This is a genomic window from Roseateles sp. (genome assembly GCF_036404855.1).
Lineage (GTDB): Bacteria > Pseudomonadota > Gammaproteobacteria > Burkholderiales > Burkholderiaceae_C > Pelomonas.
Map to the genome: position 1 here is coordinate 1 of NZ_DASWYS010000022.1, position 15,803 is coordinate 15,803.

At 66.4% G+C, this 15,803-nt stretch carries 14 protein-coding genes and 1 pseudogene; all 15 read right to left on the reverse strand.

Annotation, left to right across the window (positions count from 1 at the left end; translation table 11 throughout):
• A partial coding sequence (locus VGF12_RS01320; RefSeq protein WP_414709962.1) for a carbohydrate ABC transporter permease occupies nt 1–382 on the reverse strand: 382 nt, incomplete at its 3' end.
• The gene (locus VGF12_RS01325; protein WP_331174245.1) at nt 379–1,644 is read right to left on the reverse strand and encodes a sugar ABC transporter substrate-binding protein; all 1,266 of its coding nucleotides are present in this window, start codon (nt 1,642–1,644) and stop codon (nt 379–381) included. The genes VGF12_RS01325 and VGF12_RS01320, both read right to left, overlap by 4 nt.
• A gap of 2 nt (nt 1,645–1,646) precedes the next feature.
• The gene (locus tag VGF12_RS01330) at nt 1,647–3,062 is read right to left on the reverse strand and encodes a glucoamylase family protein (protein WP_331174246.1); all 1,416 of its coding nucleotides are present in this window, start codon (nt 3,060–3,062) and stop codon (nt 1,647–1,649) included.
• 49 nt (nt 3,063–3,111) lie between these two features.
• Nucleotides 3,112–6,036, reverse strand: a complete 2,925-nt coding sequence (locus VGF12_RS01335; RefSeq protein WP_331174247.1) for a TonB-dependent receptor — start codon at nt 6,034–6,036, stop codon at nt 3,112–3,114.
• A 39-nt stretch (nt 6,037–6,075) separates the two neighbouring features.
• Entirely contained in the window at nt 6,076–7,083 is a 1,008-nt protein-coding gene (locus VGF12_RS01340; protein ID WP_331174248.1) for a LacI family DNA-binding transcriptional regulator, read from the reverse strand.
• Nucleotides 7,080–8,432, reverse strand: coding sequence for a GH1 family beta-glucosidase (locus VGF12_RS01345; RefSeq protein WP_331174249.1), 1,353 nt, complete (start codon nt 8,430–8,432; stop codon nt 7,080–7,082). Before VGF12_RS01345 ends, VGF12_RS01340 begins: the two co-directional genes overlap by 4 nt.
• Before the next feature lie 208 nt (nt 8,433–8,640).
• Nucleotides 8,641–9,609: a tripartite tricarboxylate transporter substrate-binding protein gene (locus VGF12_RS01350; protein WP_331174250.1), complete on the reverse strand. Its 969-nt coding sequence runs from the start codon at nt 9,607–9,609 to the stop codon at nt 8,641–8,643.
• Nucleotides 9,610–9,626: 17 nt separating this feature from the next.
• The gene (locus VGF12_RS01355; protein ID WP_331174251.1) at nt 9,627–10,862 is read right to left on the reverse strand and encodes a phenylacetate--CoA ligase family protein; all 1,236 of its coding nucleotides are present in this window, start codon (nt 10,860–10,862) and stop codon (nt 9,627–9,629) included.
• 31 nt (nt 10,863–10,893) lie between these two features.
• On the reverse strand, nt 10,894–11,193 hold the full coding sequence (locus VGF12_RS01360) for a hypothetical protein (RefSeq protein WP_331174252.1): 300 nt from the start codon (nt 11,191–11,193) through the stop codon (nt 10,894–10,896).
• Nucleotides 11,190–12,011 (reverse strand): ABC transporter ATP-binding protein, encoded by an 822-nt coding sequence (locus VGF12_RS01365; RefSeq protein WP_331174253.1) that lies wholly within the window; start codon nt 12,009–12,011, stop codon nt 11,190–11,192. Before VGF12_RS01365 ends, VGF12_RS01360 begins: the two co-directional genes overlap by 4 nt.
• The gene (locus VGF12_RS01370; RefSeq protein WP_331174254.1) at nt 11,999–13,315 is read right to left on the reverse strand and encodes an ABC transporter substrate-binding protein; all 1,317 of its coding nucleotides are present in this window, start codon (nt 13,313–13,315) and stop codon (nt 11,999–12,001) included. Before VGF12_RS01370 ends, VGF12_RS01365 begins: the two co-directional genes overlap by 13 nt.
• A 23-nt stretch (nt 13,316–13,338) precedes the next feature.
• Nucleotides 13,339–14,403 carry a branched-chain amino acid ABC transporter permease gene (locus VGF12_RS01375; RefSeq protein WP_331174255.1) on the reverse strand — a complete coding sequence of 355 codons (1,065 nt, stop codon included), beginning with the start codon at nt 14,401–14,403 and terminating at the stop codon, nt 13,339–13,341.
• Nucleotides 14,404–14,416: 13 nt separating this feature from the next.
• The gene (locus VGF12_RS01380; RefSeq protein ID WP_331174256.1) at nt 14,417–14,617 is read right to left on the reverse strand and encodes a hypothetical protein; all 201 of its coding nucleotides are present in this window, start codon (nt 14,615–14,617) and stop codon (nt 14,417–14,419) included.
• On the reverse strand, nt 14,610–15,539 hold the full coding sequence (locus tag VGF12_RS01385) for a branched-chain amino acid ABC transporter permease (protein WP_331174257.1): 930 nt from the start codon (nt 15,537–15,539) through the stop codon (nt 14,610–14,612). The genes VGF12_RS01380 and VGF12_RS01385 overlap by 8 nt, the downstream gene beginning before the upstream one ends.
• A pseudogene (locus tag VGF12_RS01390) lies at nt 15,539–15,803 on the reverse strand (ABC transporter ATP-binding protein); the annotation flags it as partial. The gene VGF12_RS01385 and the pseudogene VGF12_RS01390, both read right to left, overlap by 1 nt.

Here is a 15,803-nt window from a genome sequence, read left to right on the forward strand (position 1 = left end):
AGATGACGGCCACGGCCACCAACGTCGTCACCACCGGCGCGAACAGCGCCGTACGCAGCAGCGGCTTGAAGCGCACCAGCCGGGACTGCAGCAGCACGGCCGCGGCCAGCGACACGCCGATCGACAGCGGCACGCCCAGCACGACGAAATAGATGGTGTTGCCCAGAGCCTTCCAGAAGAGCGGCAGGCTCAACACGTGCTGGTAGTTGTCCAGACCCTGCCAGCGCAGGTTGCGCAGGTCGGCCAGCGCGTAGATGTCAAAGTCGGTCAGGCTCAGCACCAGGCCGGCAAGGACCGGCACGCCGAAGAACAGCGCGATGACGGTCAGGGCCGGGGCGGCAAAGGCCCAGGCGGCGAGGGATTCACGGCCGGAATGCGTCATCCGTGACGCTCCAGCATCCAGCGGCGCTTTTCCAGAATGCCGTCGACAAGGGCGTCCAGCCGACGCACCGTCGTGTCGAGGTTGGTCACGCCGTGCACAGCGCGCGTGGCGGCCAGTTGCATCTCCTTCTCGATGCGCTCCCACTCGGGCACGGCCGGAGCCGCGCGCACGCGCTGGAGCTGGCGGTGGAAGGCGGCGGCATGGCGGTCCTCGGCCAGCGTCGCGCCGTTCAGCGGCAGGGCCCATGCGCTGCGCCGTGCCGGCAGGTCGCCGGTCAGGCGATAGAACTCGAGTTGCACCTCCGGCCGGCTCAGATAGCTGATCAGCGCCCAGACCTCGGGCTTGTGGTGCGATCGTTTGAACATCGCGAGGCTGGCGCCGCCAGCGATGGACATGCCCGGGCCGTCGGGCCCGGGCAGCTCCGCCGTGATCCAGGCGTTCGCCAGCTCGGGCGGCAGGCGGCGCTTGAACTCGCCAATGTCCCAAGGCCCCGACAGGTAGAAAGCGAAATGGCCGCGGCCGAACTCCTGCCAGAGATTGCCGATCTGCACCTCGCTGACGCCAGGCGCCTCGCCGCGCTGGAAACGCTCGAGGTAAAAGGACAGCGCCTTGCGAAAGCCTGGACCCGAGAAGTTGCCGTAGCGGCCGCCGTCTCGCAGCACCTCGTCGGGCTGCTGCAGCGCCAGCGCCAGCAGCGGCGCTGACTCGTTGGTAGGCAACAGGATGGGCTTGTCCATACCCTGCTGCCGCAGTCGGGCCAGCGTCGCGCGCCAGTCGTCCCAGCTCACGGGCATGGACGTGATACCGGCGTGCGCCAGCAGGTCCTGGCGCACGAACATCAGCCGCGTGTCGACATACCAGGGCAGTCCCACCCGCTGGCCACCAGGGGCATTGGTGGCCCAAATGCCGTCGAAGTAGTCGCCGGCCGCCAGCGTCGGCGTGCGTGCCAGCCAGGGCTCCAGTGGCTCCAGCGCCCCGAGGGCCTGCATCTCGGGCAGCCAAGTGTTGCCGACCTGGGCCAGGTCGGGCGTGGCATCGCCGGCAAAGGCTGTAAGCAGCTTCTCGTGCGCGGCCGTCCAGGGCAGCTGTTCGACCTTCACGCGCACGCCGGGATGCTCGCGCTCGAAGGCCGGCATCAGCTCGGCCACGACTTCGCTCTCACGGCCCATGGCCCAGAAGCGCAGCGTGGTCGCGCCGCCGTCGCGGGCACAGCCCGTCAGCACGGCGGCGCCGGCTGCGGTGAGGAGGCTGCGACGGCGCATCTCTAGCCGAGCCAGCCGCCCGTGAAGCCGGCCTTCCTCAAGCCCTTGACCAGATGCTCGTTCTGGCGCATCACTTGCCAGATCAGCTCGCCGCGATGATTGCCCATCATGGCAAGCAGCGGGCCCTGGTCGATGCCCAGCATGTCCGTATCCACCCAGCCCTTGCCCGGCTCGATGCGGCCGTGCGTGAGCTTGACGTCGGGATAGTTGAAGCTGGGGTTGAAGGAGTCCCAGAAGCCGTAGCGGCCCCAGGTATGGGGGTGACGTTCCTTGATGGCCATCAGCGTGGGCACGACGATCTCGGGCGCGAAGGCGATGGAGCTGCCCGATGCATAGGGCGCCAGCGTGCCATCGTCGTAGAGGCCCATGCCGCGCCCTGCGTAGCTGATAAAGCGGCGCCTCTCGGTCTTGCCGGTGGTCGTCGTGTAGGCCAGCGTGATATCGGCGGGGCCATCGCTGGCGCTGATACCCCAGACTTCGGCGCTGTAGCCCCGCCAGCCCAGCGGGTTGGCCTGGCCGTAGGCCTGCTGAGCATAGGTGGCGCGGCGGGAGTTCTCGAAGTAGTCGAAGCCCTTCTTTGCCATGTAGGCGTCGCGGATGCCGCGAAAGTCCACCCAGCAATGCGTGAACTGGTGACCGAACAGCGGCGGGAAGCGCAGCAGTGTCTGGCCGTAGCTCTCGCCCCAGCTGTGAGCGTCGTAGGTGCTGAGCCAAGCGTCATAGGCCTCGGGCTTGACCGGCCGCGTCGGTGAACCCAGCGCCAGCAGATAGACCAGCATGGCCTCGTTGTAGCCCTTCCAGTCGTTGGGGATGTGGCCGTTCTCCGGCGTCCAGCCATGGCCGATGGACGGCGGACGCACCTGGGCCCAGGCCCAGTCGACGCGGCCGTAGAGCTCGTCCACCAGCGCGCGGATGCGGGCCTCGTCGGCATGCTCGCCGTCGAAGAAGCTCTGCGCGTGCAGTGCGCCCATCAACAGCAGTCCGGTGTCCACGGTGGACAACTCGCAGCGGTCGAAGCGCAGGCCCTCCTTCATGTCGAGGAAGTGATAGAAGAAACCCTTGTAGCCAGCCACGCCTCGCTTGCCGGGGCCTTGCGGCAGGCCGACGAAGAAGCGCAGCGTATTCAGCGTGCGCTCGCGGGCCTGGGCCCGCGTGATGTAGCCGCGCGCCACGCCCACGGGATAGGCGCTGAGCGCGAAGCCGACAGCTGCGATGCTGGCAAACGAGGGCGTGGGCCAGCGGTCCGGCGCGAGGCCGGTGCGGGCGTCGGTGGTCTCCCAGAAGAAGTCGAAGGTGCGGCGTTCGAGGTCGGCCAGGAAGGCGTCGCTCGAAGGCGCCTCGGCCCAGGCGGGCAGCGTGCCGGCCAGCGCGAGGCCGGCGCCGTGCACAAGCAGGGCGCGTCGGGTCAGCAGGTCCATGATGGGGATGATTGTGGGAGCCGGATCGCCCGGCTCCCGGGGACAAGGGTCAGAAGACGTAGTTCACGCCGAGCTTGAACTGCCGCATCGGGCCGCGCACACCAGTTCGCTTGCCGAGGTCGGCGTTGTCGCCGCCGATCGCGTTGACCGGCGTGGCCGTCGGGCCACCGCCCCAATCGTTGTAGTAGCCCCAGTTGGCCGTGTTGAACAAGTTCAGCACGTCCAGGCGTACCTGCAGGTCACCGCCATAGACCTTGAAGTTCTTGGAAAGGGCCATGTCGAATTGCTTGAACGAATCGGAGTCCGCCTCGAGGTAACGGCACTTGTCCCAGCCCAGGTGACAGTCGGTCACCTGGCGCGGGTTGCCGCTGCCATAGGTCAGCTTGCCCGACAACTGCATGCCCCAGGGCAACTTGTCGATGAGGCCGCCGACGACGAGGCGATGCTTCTCGGTGTCCTTGTTCGGGTTCCAGCCGTGGGTGGACTTGCCGTAGGTCCAGTCGAACACGTCGGCGTCGCTCCAATCGCGGTCCTTGGTCTTGGCGTCGGTGTAGGTGTAGGCCACCGTCATGCTCCAGCCGCTCGCAATCGTGTAAGGCTTGTCCAGCGACAGGTAAAGGCTGCTCGACTTGGTCTCACCGACGAAGTCGCCCAACACCACCGTACCAAAGCCGTTGGGGCCGCCCCACAACGGGTCGATGGAGCTTTGCGTGCCGTAGCCACCATTAGGATCACGGTTGCCGCCGAACCAGACAAACTGGTTCTTGGCATGGATATTGGACACGGCGATGTCCGCGTTCCACGAGCCCAGTGCCTGACGCACCCCGAGGCTGAACTGGTCGGCAAAGGGCATCTTGAACTTGTTCTTGATGAGCCAGATCTCACCGCCAGGCTGTGCGTTCTTCTGCAATTCGTCGAGCGCGTTGTTGGCCATCTTGCGGTCGTAGCTGCGGCCCCAGCCGCCGTAGACGACCGTGGCCTTGTCGCCCAACAAGTCGTACGACGCGCCGACACGCGGCGCGATCGCACTCTTGTAGGCCTTGCGCGAGCTGCCGGTAGAGATGTACTCCTCGATGTTGATGCCACCCTTGGCGAGCGACTGCGCGTAGGTCTGGCCGGCCGGCGCGGAGACACCGCCGACTGTGCGACCGTCCGCCCCCCGAAGCGCTGCCACACGATCGGCAGGCGTCGCATAGTCGTTGTTGAGCATGTTGTCCTCGTAGTCCCAACGGGCGCCGAGGTTGAGCTCCAACTGTTTGGTCAGCTTCCAGTCGTCCTGCAGGTACATGCCGTACTGGTTGTTGCGCAGATCCACCGAGACGGACGGTACAGCCAGCGTGATGCGGCACTGGTCGCTGCTCAGGCCGTTGCTCGCAATGGTGGTTCCCGTACAGGCAAGGCCGTTGAAGTACGGTTGGCCGGTCGTTGTGTTGACGACGGTTTCGATGGTCGGCACGCGGTAGGCAGTGCCGCCAAGCTCATACTTCATCGCACGGAGTTGCACGCCGCCCTTGATGACGTGGCCAGCGAGGCCGGTGAAAGTCAGGTCATCCTTGAAGTAGGCGCCGCTCTGGCGCCTGTCCTGCGCGTTGGGCGAGCCGCCGGTGAAGAAGATGTCCTGAACGTTGTTCAGCATGTTGGTCGGCGAGTACTTGTAGCGCACCAGCGGATCGGTGGCGTCCGACTGCGGGTTCCACTGTGATCGCTCCAGCCCTACGCGGGCCTCGTTGACCCAGCGGTCGCTGGCGTACTCATGCTTCAGGTCGACGCGGTACTCGTTGTTGTTGTTGTTGATGGCCGTGGTGGCAGACGTATGGTCACCATCGACCGCGTAGCTGGTCTCCTTGCGCAACGTGACCGACAGGTCCAGCCGCTGGCTTTCGTCGATCTCGGCGGAGAGCTTGCCGAACACCAGGTGTTCCTTGAACTTGTTCTTGAAGCCGATCTGCTGGCCCGCGAGGGACGGAATGACGCCAGGGCTGCCAGGGTATTTGTCGAGGTTCTGAGCGCTCAGTTGCTTGGGCTTATCGATGGTCTTGCCGTCATAGGCAAGGAAGTAGTGCAGCTTGTCCGGCTTGATCGCTCCGCCAACGCTGAAGCCGGCTTCGATCTGCTTGTACGACGGCGGCTCGATCTTGTTGGCCTTGTCCTGCTCTTGAATGGGGCTCAACGACGTCCAGTTGCTGCCCGTGCGATTGATGTAAACGTTTCCATGCGTGTCATTGCCGCCCGATTTGGTCACGGCGCTGATCGCCACGCTGGAGACCTGGTCGTACTCGGCTTTGTAGTTCTGCGTCAGCACGCGGTACTCGGCGATGGCCGTCTGCGGAAACGGGTTGCCCTGACTGGTATCTTGGCCGCCCACACCGCCGCGCAGGATGTTGTTCTTGCGGCCCACACCGTCGATGAACACGTTGACGTTGTCCATGTTCTGCGAACCACCACGCAGTCGTGTATTGCCGCTGGGGTCCGTGTCGAAACGCACACCAGGCGCGAAATCGGCGGCCGACAGGAAGTTGCGAGAGGCTTGTGGGATGGCCTCAATCATCTTGTTGGAAACCGTCGTTCCAACCTGGGAGTCGATGACACCCTGACGCTGCGACGAACCCTCGATGACGACGGTACCGAGCTGGGCGTTGGCGCTGCCGAGGTCGAGCGTGGCGCTCTGACCCACCGACAGCGTGACCAGGCTACCGCTTGTAGCTCCAGCAACGCGCACCTCATAGCTGCCCGGCGCGAGACCGGCCAGCACGTAGCTGCCGTCGGTCAACGTCTTGGTGCGATAGGTGTTGCCATTGGCCTTGTTGATCGCGATGACATCCGTACCGGCTGGCGCCGTGACGCCGGCCGCAGTGATGGTGCCGCGCACGGTGGCGTTGGAAGTCTGCGCTGATGCCGCACCTGCAAGTGCGAAGAAGACCGCCGTGGCTAGGGCGTGTCGGCGCCATGGTGTGCGGTTCGGAAGTTTGCTCATGTCCATGTCTCCTGTGTTGTCTGTGGTGTCGGACGGGATTCAGGTCTTGCGGCCGCCGCAGGAGCGACGCACGACGAGCTGCACGGGCATCACCGTGGCGGTCCGGTCGTCGCCTTCTTTCTCGAGGGCATCGGCCAGAGCATCGAGCGCCTGGCCACCGAGGGCGGCAATGGGTACTCGCATCGTCGTCAGCGCGGGGCTGACGTAGCGGGCGACGGGGATGTCGTCGAAACCAGCAAGGGCGACGTCCTCAGGCACGCGCACGCCGCCGGCCTGCAGCTCGCCCAGCAGGCCGATGGCCATGATGTCATTGGCGGCAAAGATGGCATCAGGCCGCTCGGCTGGAGGCAGCGCCAGGAGGGCCACGCCTGCGCGCTGGCCGCCGCCTTCGGAGAAGTCGCCTTCCATCACCCACGGCTCGGCGCTCGCGGGCAGTCCGGCGCGGTAGCCGCGCTCTCGCTCGCGCGCTTCGAAGTTTGCGCTCGGCCCGCCGAGGAAGGCGATGCGCCGACGGCCGCTGGCCACGAGATGCTCCGTCATGGCGCGCGCGCCGCCGAAGTTGTCGACCGCAAAGACCGGCCGGGTCGGTTGCTTGACACCGGAATTCAGCAGCACCGCCGGCAGCGCGGACGGCAGGTTCTGCGACAGGAAGTCGTCGTCGGCATGCGGCGACATGACGATGAGGCCGTCCACGCGGCCGTTCATCGCGCGCAGCGCGGCGGCGGCCTCGTCAGCGTCATCGTGGGAGCTGGAGAGCAGCAGATGCAGGCCGCGCGCTCGCGCCGCCTGGTCGATGCCGCGGATCAGCTCGGAGAAGAACTCGCCGTGCAGGTCCGGCAGCAGTGCTCCGACGGTGTCGGTGCGACGCGTGATCAGGCTGCGCGCGGCGCCCGACGGGCTGTAGCGCAGCTCGCGGGCGACGTCCAGGATGCGCTGGCGCGTGTCGGGCAGTACGTTCTCGGCGCCATTCAACGCGCGCGACACGGTGGCCACTGACACGCCCGCCACGCGAGCGACGTCCTTGATCGTGGCGGGCGAAACGGTCATCGGGACTCCAGATTCGCGCCATGCGTGGCGATGACTTCCGAGTAGAAGCGCGCGCTGGCCTTAGGCGTGCGCCGCTGGGTCTGGAAGTCCACGTGCACAAGGCCGAAGCGCTTGGCGAAGCCCAGCGCCCATTCGAGGTTGTCGAACAGCGACCAGGCGCAATAGCCGCGCACGTCAGCACCGCGGGAGATGGCGTCCTGCACGGCGGCGATGTGGGTGCGCAGGTAGTGCACGCGCAGCGGGTCATCAACGCGACCGTCGATGGCCGTGGGCGGGTCGTAGAAGGCGGCACCGTTTTCGGTCACGTAAAGCGGGAGGCCGCCGTAGCGCTCGTGCATCCACACCAGCGTGTCGGCGAGGCTTTGCGGATGCAACTCCCAGCCTGTCTCGGTGTACGTGCCGCCGGGCTGGCGCTGGGGCGCCGCAGGCACCGGCCAGGCCTTGGGATCGTGACGCACGACGGCGCGGGTGTAGTAGTTCAGGCCGAGGAAGTCGACGGGCTCCTTGAGCGCCTCGACCTCCGCGGCCGGCCAGTCCGGCCATGCCTCGCCGAAGACTTCGCGCAACTCGTCGGGGTATCGGCCCAACAGCGCCGCATCGAGGTACTGGCGGTTCATGTAGGCGTCGGCCAGGCGCGCCGCATGGCGATCTTCCTCGCTGGCGTCGGCGGGCACGTGCTTGGGCTCGATGTTGACGACCAGGCCGATGCGGTTCTTTCCCGTCGCACGGTAGGCCTGCACGCCCTTGGCATGCGCCTGCATCAGCCGATGGGCCGCGATGGCGGCCTCGAAGGCACTCTTGTGGCCGGGCGCCAGCGCGCCATGCATGAAGCCGCCGTCGGCCACGACCCAGGGTTCGTTCAGCGTGACCCACAGGGGCACGCGGTCGTCCAGAGCCCTGAAGCAAAGCTCTGCGTAGTCGGCGAACCAGTCCGGCATGTCGGGGTTGAGCCAGCCGCCGCGGTCGTCCAGCGCGGCGGGCAGGTCCCAGTGGTGCAGGGTCACCATGGGCTGGATGCCGGCGGCTAGCAGCTCGTCGACGAGGCGCTCGTAGAAGCCCAGGCCGGCCGCGTTCACGGCGCCCCGCCCCTCGGGCAACACGCGGTTCCAGGCAATGCTGAAGCGGTAAGTGTTCAGGCCCAGCTCGCGCATCAGCGCCACGTCGTCCTTCATGCGACGGTAGTGGTCACACGCCACATCGCCCGTATCGCCACCCAGCACACGGCCAGGCGTACGCACGAAGCGGTGCCAGTTGCTGACGCCGGCACCATCGGCCAGCGGCGAGCCTTCGATCTGGTAGGCAGAAGTCGCGCAGCCCCAGAGGAAGCCGGGCGGGAACGGTTGTCTCATCCGTCGGACCGGCATTGCTTGCGCATGCCAGCATCATGTAAACGTTTACATGCATTCTGCCGTGATCGCCCGACGAGTCAACAGCGTGTTTACCCGCGCGAGGTTTTCACAGAAGAAACGCCGGCTCGCACTGCCCGGGGTGGCAGTGCGAGCCGACGTGATACGGCTACAGGTCAGCCCGGGGCGCTCACGCACCGGGATGCTGCATTCAGTCGGCGTACTGGCCCGCGGCCTTGATGACGGGCCCAAGCTTGCCGATCTCGGCCTCGACGAACTTCTTGTGTTCGGCCGGCGACAGGCGGGCGTCGCTGATGACGACGGCTCCCAGCGCCTCCTGGCGCTTCAGGAAATCGGCGTCTTTCAATGCGACACGCAACGCGGCGTTGAGCTTGTCGACAACAGCCTTGGGCGTGCCCTTGGGCGCGTACAGGCCGTGCCAGACCGAGATGCTGAAGCCTTTGACGCCGGACTCGTCGGCCGTGGGCAGCTTCGCCAACACGCCGACGGGCAGGCGCTTGGGCGACATCACCGCGAAGGCCTTGACCTTGCCAGCCTCGATTTGGCCGGTGGTGTTGGTGGTCTGGTCGCACATGATGTCGACCTGATTGCCCAGCAGGTCATTCATGGCCGGCGCGGTGCCCTTGTAGGGCACGGTCGTCATCTCGAATTTGATGGCGGCCTGGTACATCAGGCCGCACAGATGCGAGGCCGAGCCGACGCCGGCGTGCGCGAGGTTGACATTGCCCTTGTGGGCATCTAGCCACTTGGCCAGTTCCGCGTAGTTGGAGGCGGGCAACGAGGGGCGGCCGATCAGCGTCATCGGCACCTCATTGACCATGCCGAGGTACTCGAAGTCCTCCAGCGTCTTGTAGGGCAGCGTGCGGTACAGCGCCGTGGCGCTGGCGATGCCGATGTGGTGCAGCAGCACCGTATAGCCGTCGGGCGCGGCCTTGGCCACCTTGTTGGCGCCCAGTGTGCCGCCGACGCCGCCGACATTGTCGATGACGAGGGTGGCGCCCAGGGGCTTGCGCAGCGCCTCGGCGAGGTCGCGGGCGACCTTGTCCGTCGGCCCGCCGGCCGCGAAGGGCACGACGATGGTGACGGGCTTCTCGGGGTATTGGGCCATCGCGGGCAGGCAGGCGAGCAGGCCCGCGGCAAGCAACAGGGAACGGCGCATCAAGACGTCTCCAACGGTTAGCGACGGTCTTCGATGAGCTTGCCGTCGTTGGGCAGGCTGCCGGACGGCAGGGCTTCCACCTCGACGCGGAGTTTGGTCAGGTCCCGCGCGGTCTGCATCAGGCTTTCCACGAAGGCTTCCGGTAAGGTTGACGTCACCTCGATCTGCAGCACGACGTGGTCCCGGGCCAGCTCACCACTGACAACCAGACGGGCCCGGCGCAGCTCGGGGTGGCGCTTCAGGATGTCGGCCACCTGGCCGGCATGCACGAACATGCCCCGCACCTTGGCGGACTGGTCGGCCCGGCCCAGCCAACCGCGCAGGCGCCAGTTGGTGCGACCGCAAGGGCTGGGACCGGGCAGCACGGCGGAGAGGTCGCCGGTGGCGAACCGGATCAGCGGGTAGCCGGGCGACAGCGTGGTCACGACGACCTCGCCCACCTCGCCGTCGGGCACCGGGTCGCCGGAGCCGGGGCGAACGATCTCGACGATGACGCCCTCATCGACGACCAGGCCCTCGCGTGCTGCAGTCTCGTAGGCGATGAGGCCGAGGTCGGCGGTGGCGTAGCACTGGTAGACGTCGACGCCGCGCTCGGCAAACCAGGCCACCAGCGCAGGCGGACAAGCCTCGCCACTGACCAGCGCGCGCCGCAGTCCGGGCAGCGCATGCCCGCCCTCGGCGGCCTTGTCCAGCAGAATGCGCAACAGGCTGGGCGTGCCGGCATAGGCCTCCGGCTGCAAGTCCAGCAGGGCCTGCAGCTGCTGCTCGGTGTTGCCCACGCCGCCCGGGAAGCTGGCCGCACCCAGGGCGCGCAGGCCGGCTTCCATCATGGCCCCTGCCGGCGTCAAGTGGTAGCTGAAGCCAACGTGCGCCAGCTGGCCGGCACGGACCCCGGCAGCGTGCAGGGCTCGGGCGATGCGCCAGGGGTCGGCGCCCTCGGCGACGGGCTCGGGCTCATAGAGCGGCCCCGGTGACTGGAAGATGCGCCGCGGCGTGCCGGCGGCATACCCGCCAAGCCGCAGCGCACGCCGCGCGGCCTGGGCCGCGGCCAGGCTGCTCTTGCGGGTCAGTGGCAGGGTCGCCAACGCTGCGCGCGAGACGATGCCTGCGGCGTCGATGCCGGCCAGCAGCTCGCTGTAGGCCGGGCTGCTGGTTTGGGCATGAGCGACCTGGAGCGGCAGCGCGGCCATCAACGCGGCTTCGCGCCGGGCCGCCTCACGGGCCTCCAGCGCGTCGAAGAAATCGACGCTCATGAGCGCACCCTCGGGCAAACCGGCAGGGTGCTCATTCCTCGTCCTTCCAACGCACGAGCCGGCGCTTGATCTCGTCCTGCACCTTGCGCGAGTCGGTCGCCGACTTGAGCATGAAGGTGTCCCATTCCGGAGTACGCGCTGGCCGCTTGGCCAGCTGGACCATGACCATGGCACCGTCCAGACGCATCTTCATCACCAGGTCGGCGCCCAGCAGCCAGCCTTCACTGCGCTCGGCAAGCACGCGCTGGTCGCGGGCGAAGCGCTTCATGGTCTGCAAGGCAGACTCCGCATTGAATGGCGGCGGGGCGATGTCCCAGGATTCGTCACTCATGCGAGCCACCTCTTCCTGCGTTTGTAGCTCTTCACGTCCTTGAAGCTGCGCCGACCTTCCCCGCCGACGCCAAGGTAGAACTCCTTGACGTCCTCGTTCTCGCGCAGCTCCGCGGCCGCACCGTCCATGACGACGCGGCCGTTCTCGAGGATGTAGCCATAGTCGGCATAGCGCAGCGCCATGCTGGTGTTCTGCTCGGCGAGCAGAAACGTGGTGCCCTCCTTGCCGTTGAGGTCGCGCACGATCTCGAACACCTCCTCGACGATCTGCGGCGCGAGGCCCATGGACGGCTCGTCCAGCAGCACCATCTTCGGATCGGCCATCAGCGCGCGGCCGATGGCGCACATCTGCTGCTCGCCACCCGACGTGTAGGCGGCCTGGCTGGAGCGGCGCGTCTTCAAGCGCGGGAAGTAGGTGTAGACCTTGTCCAGCGTGGCCGCCACCGCGGCGCGCCCGTCCCTGCGCGTGTAGGCGCCGGTCATCAGGTTCTCCTCGATGGTCAGGTGGGCGAAGCAATGCCGGCCCTCCATGACCTGCACCACGCCACGCTCCACCATGGACGCCGTGGACAGCTTCTCGATGCGCTCGCCGCGCAGCTCGATGCTGCCCTTCGTGACCTCCCCACGTTCGCCTTCGAGCAGGTTGGATACCGCGCGCAGCGTCGTCGTCTTGCCGGCGCCGTTGCCGCCAAGCAAGGCTACGACACTGCCTTCCTTGACCTGAAGGGACACCCCCTTCAGGACCAGGATCACGTGGTTGTAGATGACCTCAATGCCGTTCACATCGAGCAGCGGCGCCGTCATGTTCAGCTCTGACATTCGGTCGGCGTACGGCGGGTGATCTTCTTCTCGCCTGCGTACTTGTCGGCGGCTGCCTTCACCATGGGCCTGATGATCTGGTCATCCGCCTGGTACCAGTCCGAACTGAAGGCCCATTGCTTGCCGTCCCAGGTGTGCACACGCACCCAGGTCGATCCCTGGTGATCGGTGCAGCTGGTGCTGATGGGGCGAATGACGCCTGTCAGTCCCAGCGCGGCGAGCTTCTTGTCGTCCAGCGCCAGGTTCTCCAGGCCCCAGCGCACCTGTTCGCCGGTCATGACCTTGCCCTTGCCGAAGCGCTCCTGCGCGCGGCGAACGGCCTCCACCGCCAGAGCCTGGATGACCAAGCCGCGCGTGTAGAGCACCGAGCCGACCTCGTCCTTCGGGCCCGTACCCTGGCCCTTGCCATGCACAAACTTCAGGATGTCCTGGATGACCTTGGGCGCCTGGCCCGAGGTGTTGAGGTTCAACGCGTTGTAGCCCTTGGCGCCCTCGCCCACGTCCTTGACGTCGGGCTCGGCGCCCGACCACCAGACGCCATACATCTTCTCGCGCGGATAGCCCGTGGCCTGGGCCTCCTTCAGCGCCGTGGAATTCATGACTCCCCAGCCCCACAGCAGCACATAGTCGGGGCGAGCCTGGCGCACCTGCAGCCAGGCCGACTTCTGCTCCACGCCGGGCGCAGTGACCGGAATCTTGATGAGCTCGAAGCCGTGCATCTTCTGGCGCTCGTCCAGCAACGGGATGGGTTCCTTGCCGAAGGGACTGTCGTGGTAGACCAGCGCAATCTTCTTGCCTTTGAGCTTGTCCAGGCCTCCCTCCTTTTTGCCGAGATGCTGGATCAGCACGTCGGCCGCAGTCCAGTAGCTCCCCATCAGCGGAAAGTTCCAGGCGAACACGCCGCCATCGGCCGAGGCGGACAGCCCATAGCCCAGCGTGATCAGTGGGATCTTGTCGTTGGGGACCTTGTCGGTCAGTGCGAAGGTAATGCCGGTGGCCTGCGGGTCGAAGAGACTGGCGTTCTTGCCCTTCAGGCGCTCGTAGCACTCCACGCCCTTGTCGGTGGCGTAGCCGGTCTCGCACTCCTCAAAGGTCAGCTTCACGCCGTTGATGCCGCCGTCGCGCGCGTTGATGAGCTTGATGTAGTCCTGCTTGCCGTTGGCCCAGGGCGTGCCGTTGGGCGAATATGGCCCAGTGCGGTAAACCAGCAACGGGAAGAACTGCTCCTTGGCCTGTGCGACCGCGGCGGGTGCTGCGAAGAGTTGCAGGGCGGCCAGGGCCGCGCAGGTGATGAGAGTCTTCATGCCTATGTCTCCTGTCGTTGTGGTCAGTGAGGGAAAGGCCAGAGGCGCAACTTCTCCTTGGCCGTGGCCCAGAGTCGCGCAAGGCCGTGCGGTTCCTTGATGAGGAAGAACACGATGAGGGCGCCGAAGATCATCAGCGCCAGATGGGAGGCCGTGGCGGTGTCCATGGGCAGGCCCGTCCAATAGGGCAACTTGTCCAGGATCAGCGGCAGCACAACGATGAAGGCGGCGCCGAAGAAGGCGCCGGAAATGGAGCCCAGGCCACCGATGATGACCATGAAAAGCAAGTCGAAGGAACGGTTGATGCCGAAGGCCGCGGGCTCCCAGGATCCAAGGTGCACGAAGCCCCACAGCGCCCCGGCCACGCCGATGATGAAGCTGCTGACCGCGAAGGCGCTGAGCTTGGCCTGCACGGGGCGGATGCCGATGACGGCCGCCGCCACGTCCATGTCGCGCATGGCCATCCATGAGCGGCCGATGTGGCCGCGCACGAGGTTCTTGGTCGCCAGTGCGAAGGCGACGACAAAGCTCAGGCACAGGACGTAGCGCGCCGCCGGCGACTCGACACTGAATCCCGCGATGCTCAGATTGGCCACACTCACCGAGCCCGAGGTCGAGTCGTTGGTGACCCACTTCAGCCGCAGGCAGGCCCAGTCGACGAAGAACTGTGCAGCCAGCGTTGCGACCGCCAGGTAGAGCCCCTTGATGCGCAGCGACGGAAGGCCGAAGGCCACGCCCAGCACCGTGGCGCCCAGGCCGCCGGCCAGCAGCGCCACGATCAGGGGCATGCCGTCGACCCTTGCCTGGCAGTTGTAGGCGACGTAGGCCCCGACGGCCATGAACGCGCCCGAGCCCAGCGAGATCTGGCCGCAGTAGCCGACCAGCACGTTCAAGCCCAGTGCAGCGAGGGACAGGATCAGAAAAGGAATGAAGATCGCGCGCAGCAGGTATTCGCTGGACACCATGGGCACGACGAGGAAGGCGGCCGCCAGCATCAACGCCATCGCGATGCGGTCCTGGCGGATCGGCAGGATCTGGCTGTCCGCCGGGTATGTCGTCTTGAACTGGCCGTTTTCGCGATAGAGCATGGGGGCCTCGGGCTCAGAGCAGGGGGTCAGGGATGCGCCGGCACGCGGCCTCGTGGTCATCGGCGAGGTGGCAGCGGCAGCGGTCGGCCCGCAGCGCCTCCCTCACCTGCGCGAGCCTGTCGCGGCCCTCGCGCAGCGGCCTCAATCCGGCCAGCGGCAGCGCGCCGACACACCGCCGCGCGCGCGTCTGCCGGGCAGGGGATTGTTCAGACACGATCAATGATCTTCTCCCCGAACAGGCCCTGCGGCCTGACCAGCAGCACGACCAGCACCAACACATAGCCAAACCAGTACTCGATGCCCCCGCCCAGGTACGGTCCGAGATAGGCCTCAGAGAGCTTCTCTCCCACGCCGATCAGCAACCCGCCGACGATGGCGCCTGGCACGCTCGTCAAGCCGCCGAGGATGACCACGGGGAGCGCCTTCAATGCGACGAGGGACAGCGAGAACTGCACGCCGAGCTTGCTGCCCCAGATCATGCCGGCCACCAGCGCAACAAAGCCGGCCACGCTCCAGACGATGACCCAGATGCGCGACAGCGGAATGCCAATGCTCTGCGCCGCCTGGTGGTCGTCGGCCACGGCACGCAGGGCACGGCCGGTGGCGGTCTTCTGGAAGAACAGGCTCAGGCCTGCCACCAATGCCGCCGCGATCAGCGCCGCGTAGAGGTCTTCCTTGCTGACGAGGATGCCGCCCTCGAAGGTCTGCTCCAGCAGGAACATCGGATCCTTGGGCAGACCGATGTCGATCTTGTAGATGTCGTTACCGAACAGCATCTGGCCCGCGCCTTCGAGCAGGTAGGCGATGCCGAGCGTGGCCATCAGCAATGTCACGCCCTCCTGGTTGACGAGCTTGGACAGCGCCAAGCGCTCGACCAGCCAGGCGACGACCACCATCACCGCCAACGCGCCCACAAAGGCCAGCGCGTTGATGACCAGCTTGCTGTCCAGGCCGATCAGCCCGGGCAGCCATTCGGCAAAGCGCGCCATCGCCAGCGCCGCGAACAGCACCATCGCGCCCTGCGCGAAGTTGAAGACGCCGCTGGCCTTGAAGATCAGCACGAAGCCGAGCGCGATCAGCGAGTACAACATGCCGGACATCAGTCCACCGATCAGGGTTTCGAGAAACGGGCCCATCAGTGGCTGACTCCCAGGTAGGCGCGAATCACATCCTCATTGCGGCGCACCTCGTCCGGTGCGCCGTCGCCGATCTTCTTGCCGTAGTCGAGCACCACCACGCGGTCGGAGATGTCCATCACCACGCCCATGTCGTGCTCGATCAGCACGATGGTGGTGCCGAACTCGTCGTTCACATCGAGGATGAAGCGGCACATGTCCTGCTTCTCCTCCACGTTCATGCCGGCCATGGGTTCATCCAACAGCAAGAGGCTGGGCTCCATG